Raw genomic sequence first — 733 nt, forward strand, 5'->3', positions numbered from 1 at the left:
CGGCAACGTAGAGCGCCGACGACGCGGAAGGCCCGGAGCACCGCCCTGGGGGAGGCGGCGCGCGGGGCCTGCGCGGCGCTCTAGCGGACCCTGGCCAGCACCCGCGCGGCCGACGTGCCCAGCCCCGTCGGACCGCCCAGCGCGGGCAGCGCCCCGGAACCCGCCGCACCACCGGTCGCGCGACCCACCGGGCCGCCCGCCGCGCCGAAGTGCCGCACGAGGTCCTCGTCGTGGTACCGCACGCAGTTCTCGTGCCAGTTCACGATCCCGGCCATCCAGTCCTTCAGCTCGTCCCCGTAGTCCAGCAGCGCGCGCCGGGCCGCGTCGTCCAGGTCGAGGTCCTCGAACATCTGCGGCATCTCCACCTCCAGCACGTGCTCGAACTGCCGCACCCTGGCCTCCTGCAACCGCTCCACGACCTGGAACGCCCGGTCCAGGTCGCAGTCCAGGAAGTTCTGCACCACCACCACGAGGTTGTGCACCTCGCCCTCGTACTGCACCTCCTTGCGGTGCGAGTACAGGTCGTTGACCATCCACCCGTAGTCGGCGGCCGAGTTCTCCAGGTTCTGCAGGGTCCGCGTCCGGTAGACCTCCGGCGGCACCCGGTCGCCGTGCGCGAAGCGGGCCAGGCTCTTGGTCAGGTCGGACCCGAAGGTGTCCCGGCGCATCTCGACGTAGTCGACCGGGTCGGGGATGCGGTTGAGCTGCTGGTTCTGCAGCTCCCACAGCCAGG

At 71.6% G+C, this 733-nt stretch carries 1 protein-coding gene; it reads right to left on the reverse strand.

All coding sequences use genetic code 11. The features are described from left to right. Nucleotides 1-80: 80 nt before the first annotated feature. The coding region (locus ABFX50_RS50855) for a terpene synthase family protein (RefSeq protein WP_428834746.1) at nucleotides 81-733 on the reverse strand (653 nt) is incomplete at its 5' end.

Origin of the sequence: Nonomuraea recticatena (genome assembly GCF_039533245.1) — a bacterium.
Taxonomy (GTDB): domain Bacteria; phylum Actinomycetota; class Actinomycetes; order Streptosporangiales; family Streptosporangiaceae; genus Nonomuraea; species Nonomuraea roseola.